Source organism: Streptomyces sp. NPDC001902 (assembly GCF_042891295.1).
Lineage (GTDB): Bacteria > Actinomycetota > Actinomycetes > Streptomycetales > Streptomycetaceae > Actinacidiphila.
Window position 1 is genome coordinate 32,793 of sequence record NZ_JBIATA010000048.1, and the last position, 6,599, is coordinate 39,391.

General features: G+C 68.0%; 5 protein-coding genes. 1 reads left to right on the plus strand and 4 read right to left on the minus strand.

Annotation, left to right across the window (positions count from 1 at the left end):
* Positions 1-294: 294 nt before the first annotated feature.
* On the minus strand, positions 295-1,026 hold the full coding sequence (locus ACFYYN_RS42240; protein WP_500550024.1) for a hypothetical protein: 732 nt from the start codon (positions 1,024-1,026) through the stop codon (positions 295-297).
* A gap of 84 nt (positions 1,027-1,110) precedes the next feature.
* On the opposite strand from ACFYYN_RS42240, the gene ACFYYN_RS42245 reads away from it, so the two are divergent.
* Complete coding sequence (locus tag ACFYYN_RS42245; protein WP_500550025.1) at positions 1,111-2,220, plus strand: hypothetical protein; 1,110 nt, start codon at positions 1,111-1,113, stop codon at positions 2,218-2,220.
* 119 nt (positions 2,221-2,339) lie between these two features.
* Here ACFYYN_RS42245 and ACFYYN_RS42250 read toward each other — a convergent pair whose 3' ends face one another.
* The 3 genes from ACFYYN_RS42250 to ACFYYN_RS42260 all read right to left on the minus strand — a co-directional run bounded on the left by ACFYYN_RS42250 (position 2,340) and on the right by ACFYYN_RS42260 (position 6,141).
* Positions 2,340-2,678, minus strand: coding sequence for a hypothetical protein (locus tag ACFYYN_RS42250; protein ID WP_500550026.1), 339 nt, complete (start codon positions 2,676-2,678; stop codon positions 2,340-2,342).
* 382 nt (positions 2,679-3,060) lie between these two features.
* Entirely contained in the window at positions 3,061-5,592 is a 2,532-nt protein-coding gene (locus tag ACFYYN_RS42255) for a helicase associated domain-containing protein (RefSeq protein ID WP_500550030.1), read from the minus strand.
* Between the two features lie 24 nt (positions 5,593-5,616).
* Positions 5,617-6,141 carry an SMI1/KNR4 family protein gene (locus tag ACFYYN_RS42260; protein ID WP_500550027.1) on the minus strand — a complete coding sequence of 175 codons (525 nt, stop codon included), beginning with the start codon at positions 6,139-6,141 and terminating at the stop codon, positions 5,617-5,619.
* Positions 6,142-6,599 lie beyond the last annotated feature (458 nt).

A 6,599-nucleotide genomic window follows, 5' to 3' on the forward strand; every position in this document is an offset into this window, starting at 1 on the left:
CAGCTGCCGACCTGTCAGCGACGACGCGCTTCCAGGCTGCCTCCCACCGCGCGAGCTGCCGAGCTGACACGCCACAGCCCCGCAGGAAGGCCGCGCACTGCTGCCAGGTACCCGGCTGGGCCGTCCGCTGCACGATCCGTCAGGCGGTACTGAGCGCCAGCAGCGTCTTGCCGGCCGTCCCTTCGATGCCAGCGCGCTCCTGCAGGTCGCGCAGCTTCGGAGCGCCCGCGAGCTCGTACACGGCGGCGAGCGCGGCGGTCAGGTCCGCCCGGGTTAGGCGGGGCCGGAGACCCGCTACTTCTTCTTTTCGAGCAGCTTGGCCGTGCTCACGCGGTCCGCCTCGATGAACGGGCTGGCGGTGACATCGAGGCCGAAAAGGGCGTAGATGTAGCGCAGCGCCTCGTAGGCGTCGCGTTCCGGGTCGCCCATGGCCTTCCAGCTGTGGTTCCAGTTGTCGCTCGTGGCCATCTGGGTGGAGCCCCAGAACGGGAAGGCTGGGTCGTCACCGGAAGCGAGCGCGCGCCCGGGCGGTCGGGCGAAGTCCGCGGCGACGATCCGGTGCGTCCATGCGCCGTCGACCAGCGGTAGGACGTGCTGGTCGACGAGCCGGAAATACTCCAGGGTGATCTCCGTCAGCACAAACACGCTGATCCTGCGTGCCCCGCCGCCGTCGTTGTAGCGCTCCATCGCCCAGCCGAGCATCTCCGCGGTCGCCGACGCCGCCCCGGTGACCCCGCCCTCCGACTCGATCAGCAGACCGCGACGGGGAGCGTCGGCCAGCAGGAGGCCCCCCTCACGCGATTCCGGACGCTTGTATTCCGAGGACCAGTTGAAGGCGTGGGCGCCCCGGAGTGTGTCCTGGTTGCTCAGGATGTCCCGTAGGCCGCAGTCGGCGTACATGCCCGGAAGAAGGCCGCGTGGACGATCAGGGACGCTCTGGAAGAAGAGCACCGGCGTCTCCTCCAGCCCCAGAGCGGTGCGCAGGACCTCCCGGGCCTTCACCCGGTCCGCGGTCGGCGCGGGCATGGCGGCACCGGACCCGCGCCGCGCGCGCAGGCCGTCGTTCAGGAGTCGGTATACCTCGTCCTGCGGGAGGAAGGCCGTGGTGTCGTGGCCCGCACAGCTGCTCTGTTCGATCAGACGTCTCCTGCGCGAATCCCCACGTGCCTGGTCGATGGATGGGACGAACAGCTCCTTGGCTGCTCTCTGTCCGACTATGTCGGCGTCACCCAGCTCCTGCAGGTGTCGGCGCTACAAAACGAGGGCCGCTTCGATCCCGCATGGCTGATCCAGCCCCAGATGGAGAAGGTCTGCTCTGTCATCCCCGGCGACACCATTCGTGAGGTCACCGAGCGTCACTTCGTCACCGACCTGGAAGCTTTCAAAGCTGAGAACAAGACACGTCGGTTAAGCCAGGACCCACACCTGCGCCGCTTTGAGTACAACCCACTGCGAGGCCGCCCCTTCTTGCTCGGCTTCGGACCGGGCTACCTCGCTCCCTCCTCCCACCTGATCGTTCCGAAGGGCAGCCCTCTTGGCCTGTACTACATGGGCGTGGCACACTTCGGGAACTCCTTCGCCCAGGAGCTTGGGGATCTCTTCGAGCAGTACATCGGACGCCAGCTGAACCAGCTTCCCGATGCTGAAGTGCACTCCGAGATCATCTACCGCGACGAGCGACGTAGCGTCGACTGGATCGTCGTCTTCGACGACTTGGTCCTGCTCGTTGAAGTGAAGTCGACCCGCCCTACGCAACAGCTACGCCTTGGCGCGCTAGACCGCACCAACACTGCTCTGCGCCAGATTAGGCACGCCTGCCAGCAAGTAGAGACCACCGCAGCGCTGGTCGCTGGAAGAGACTCAAGCTTCCGCCACATACCCGCAGACCGGCCCGTGCAGGGTCTGGTTGTGACAATGGAGCCCTTCCACACTGCCAACGCTCCTTTCCAGAAGGTGATGCAGTCCGATACGGACACGCCAGTCACCGTCTGCAGCGCTGCAGAGCTCGAACATCTCGTAACGCTGCAGGACATGTCGATAAGCGAGCTTCTCATCGAACGACAGGCAGACCCCCAGGCGACGACATACTCCCTCGATACTGTTCTCAGCGGCAAGAAACTCGGTCGCAACGCGATCTTGGATGCGGGCTGGGACAGCTACCCGTGGAAGCGACACGCTGATCTCGGCACGGATGCTGCACCAGAGCCTGAGGTGTCGTAGAGGGGTGATTGCACTGGTGTGTGGGGGGCCACCGCTGTCTTCCGACGACGCCCGCCGCATCCCGACACAGGAAGGACCGTCCCCGCGGCGCCCGAGACCCGCTGCGCGGCGGCCGCGGCTTATGCCTGCTCGTAGCCGGGCCGCCCATGCGGTGCCTTGGGTGCAGCGGTGAGGAATTCTTCCGCCCTGACGTCGCCGGTGCCGTCGGCCAGTAGCTGCCCGACGACCAGTGCGAACTCGAGGTTGTGCAGGTCCGGCACCGAGGCCGGATAGCCCGTGGTCTGGCAGACCACGGTGCGCAGGATGGCCTGCTGGTCGTGGGCTGGCCGGATCCGGCGGGCCGCAGTGCGTGCGGCGTCATGGCGCTCCTGCCACCCGTCCTCGGCCCTGAGCGGCGATGGCAAACCGCCGTCCGAAGCCGTCCAGCTCCTTGACCAGCTGTTTCCGCAGCTGCCCAAGCCCTTTGGGTATCCCGTCTGCCGCCCAGATCGACCACCCGACGACGCCCATCGTCCGGCCCTGCCGTTAGGCCTGGGCCAACCATGCCGCCCGGGCCACGGTCTGCGGCAGGAACTGGCCCGGGCCTGGACGCGTCGTGGGTTCATGGACGGGCACCCGCCGCCTGGCTCGAACGACCACCGCATGCTCGACCTTGCCGCCGTCCAAGCGCCGGTCACACCGATGGTCGTTGGTGTGTTGCCGCACCCACTCGTCGGGGCCGGCACAGTGGACCGTCACATGCGATTCGTACAGAGAAGCGGACACCCACGGATCCTGCCAGACCACGACAGCGCGCGGCATCCGCGTTTCCCGGGGCAGTCACGCCCCTGCGATGACTCTTCATGCCCAGCGCATGCCGATGGCGGACAGCTGCTCGATCCGCTCTGGTGACAGGGTCGCGGCTCTGCTCCGCTGATTCCCGATCCAGGCCCCCAGCTTGTGCTCCCGCTCCTGTTGGTCCTTGCCGATGATCCGTTCGACGTGTTTTCTCGGGACCTGAAGGTGTCCTTCGCGTTCGTAGTACTGGGTGGCGGCCTCGTAGTTCATCGCCCACTTGTCGGCCTGTGTACGGCGCGGAAGCGGCTTCTCGTCCTCGGTCGCGGGTTCGATGTCGAGGATGTGCTGGCACATCCATTGCTGCACGGTGGTGAGCTGGTCCCACCCGAACCGGACCGAGCGCACCCACCGCCCGAGATCCTCGCCTTGGCGAAGGACCTCACCCGCCTCGGTGGGCAGGGCCTCACCGGCGTCCAGGTGCATCCGGACCAGGTGGAAGCACCGCTGCCATGTCACCGGCCAGCTCGGGCACCAGGACGCGTCGATCTCCTCAAGCTGCTCACGCCGCTCGTCCGACAGTGCCCCGGCCGACGACTCCACCGGCAGACCCTCCGCACGCCGCCGTTCGTTCTCCGCGGCCTTCCGGGCGGCGGCCCGCGCGTTCTTCAGCCAGATGCCCACCGCCGCGCCCTGGAAGGTGGCGTCCAGCGGGGCCAGGAGGTGCCCGTGTTCGGCCGCCCACCCGCGCGCGGCGGAAAGGCCCTCCTCCCACGCGACGTCGAAGTGCGACCAGATCATGCCGAGTTTCTCCAGCTGCGCGATGCGGTCCTCGTCCATGTCGCCGCGGGCGTAGAACCGGCGAGCGTCCGCGATCCACTGCCCGAGCGGAAACGCGGCCAGGGAGGCAGGCCAGCGGGCCTCTCGGGCTTCCTCACCGGCTGGGGTGCGGTAGGTGAAGGGCACGCGCAGGTTGCCGTGCTTGCGCACGTACAGGCCACTGGCTTGGATGCCGCGTCGCCAGTGGGCGTGTTCGGGGTTGATGACGCGGAGGTTGATGAATGCCGCCAGCGCTGCTGGGTCTCTGGGGGTGGAGAACTTCAGCAGGGCCTGGGCGGGGGCGCTGACGCCTTCCCACGCTGTACCCGGCTCTTGCCCTTCACTACTGGTCTCGCGGCCTTTCACCGCGCGGCTGGGGGCTTGGGGCTCGGCGAGGGCCTCGACGATGCGGGTGTCGTGGGCTCGCAGGGCTTCCAGGAGCTTGGCCAGTCCGCCGTACGCCTTCGAGGTGAGCATGCTGTCCGGTGTCTCCCCGGGCCCCAGCAGGACGGGGACGACGAGGGAGGCGACTTTGCCTTCGCCGGGCTGGATACGCAGGGCGCGGCCGACGGCCTGGACCAGGTCGGGCATGGACCCGCGGACGTCCGCGAAGTACACGGAGTCGCAGTGGCGGATGTCGACGCCTTCCCCGAGGACTTTCACCGACCCCAGGTACGCCTTCTCCATCACGGTGCCGTCACTGGCGATCCCGGAGGCGAACTTTTCCAGCACCCGCCGCCGGTGCAGGGGCTTGTGTTCGCCGTGCAGCCAGTCGGCCCAGATCGTCTTCGGGTACAGGCCCGGATCGCTCGAGTGCAGCCGCATCGCCGCCTCGGGCAGGCCGGCCGCGAAGGCCTCGGCTTCTTTGACCAGGTGGTGGAAGACCAGCGTGCGCCCCAGGTTCTCCTCCGCCGAAGCCTTCAGCAGCGCGGTCTGCAGGGCGGCCAGCCGCGCGCCGCGCACGGCGTCGGAGCGGCCCTGGCCGCCCAGCAAGACCGCGGCCTGGAACTGGGTGTCGGTGACGTCCACGCACACCACCTGATACGGCGCGCAGATCCCCCGATCCACCGCCTCCGACAACGTGAGCGTGTAGCACCTGCCGCCGAAGGGCCCGTCCGGGTCGTCGTCCATGCTCGCGACCAGCTCACCCGGCACGCCCTGCCCGGCCCCCTCGCCGGCACTGCCGCCCTCCTCGCCCTCGCCGTCCCCCAGCTGCCACAAGCGGGGCGTAGCGGTCATATACAGCCGCCGCAGCGACGGGATCCGGGTGTTGTCATGGACCACCGCCCAGGGCTTCCCGATCCGCCCCGACGTACGGTGCGCCTCGTCGACCACGATCAGGTCCCAGCCGGGAAGGCCGGCGACGTGAGCGCGCTCCAGGGTGCCCAGCCCGAGCGAGGCGTAGGTGGCGAACACGGTCACGTTGTCGAACGGGCGAACCCAGTCGACCAGGTCACCCACACTTGTGGTGTTCGGGAACGGCACCTCGCCCCCGCGGAGCGAGGACACCCCGATCACCGGCCCCGTGCGGCCGCTCTCGCGCCACGCGGCCTCGGTCTGCGCCAGCAGATCCAAAGAGGGCACGAGCACCAGCACACGGCCCGCACCGAGCTCCTCAGCTGCCCGTGCGGCCACGAGGGTCTTCCCGGACCCGGTAGCCATGATCACCTGAGTCCGCAGCCCCCGCGCCGGCACAGTAGATCTTGCAGGAAAATCCAGCGCGCCAAGAATTGCGTCAACGGCTTCCCGCTGATGCGGACGAAGACTTTTCCTCTCCATCACCACACCCTTTCCCACGCTGCTCTACCGCAATTCCCGACCCGCCCGCACCACGGCCTGCTGCGCCCGGACGGCCCGGGCAAGACGGTCGCGCAACTGCTCCAGGAAGGTTTCCAGGTCTGGTGCGGTGATGGTGTAGCCGTCCTCGTCCAGGTCGTAGTCGGTACCGGCAAGGGCGCCGAGGGTGAGGTGGTAGACGCACTCGGTGGAGTGGCTGACCGCATACATGCCCCCGCCGCCGTCCGTGGCGAACACCGTCACGCGGTCCTCGACCGTCCCGACCAATTGCTGGGGGTAGTTGCCGGCTCCGGTCTGCTCCAGAAGCGACGAGGCGTCATCGATCCAGATCCCGTTCTCGAAGTCCGGCAGCTCGGCCGCACTCAGTACGGAGTACAGGGCGACCAGGGAACCGGGGACACCGGCACGGGCAAGCATCCCCGCAGAGGCGGCACCGTCCTCTGCCGAGCTCTCACGGATCGTGTGCTCGTCAGGCGGGAACCCGTGGACCGCCTCGAAGTCGGCTGCGAACTCCTCGGCCAGGCGATTCATCTCCGCGAGCCATCCATGCAAATCTAGTGCATCAGCTGGCATAACGATTACCTCTTCCTGTGGGCAAGCATAGTTCCAGAATCTATCAGCAGTCCATTTTGAAGCAACCAGCCCCTGTGAGTGACCTGACGGATCATCACGCACCGTCACCTCCCCGTAGCCAGCCTGGCCCGCGTCAGCGGGCCGCAGGCCGGAGGCGAAGCCGACGGCCAGTCAGGGGAGCGCAGCGACGCTAACAATGAGGGCGCGTCAGCGTCCGTTAGGTGGGCCAAAGCGAAGCGGAGGCCCACCAAGGCCGGAAGGGCCGGCCGAACGAAGTGAGGCAGGCCCCGCGCAGCGGGGCCCAACCCGTGGACGAAGTCCACGGGTTCACGGACCGCGAAGCGGTCCGCCCCGCCGAGCGAAGCGAGGCGGTTTCTCTTGCACATCGCGCAGCGATGTGGTACCCGCTCCGCGGG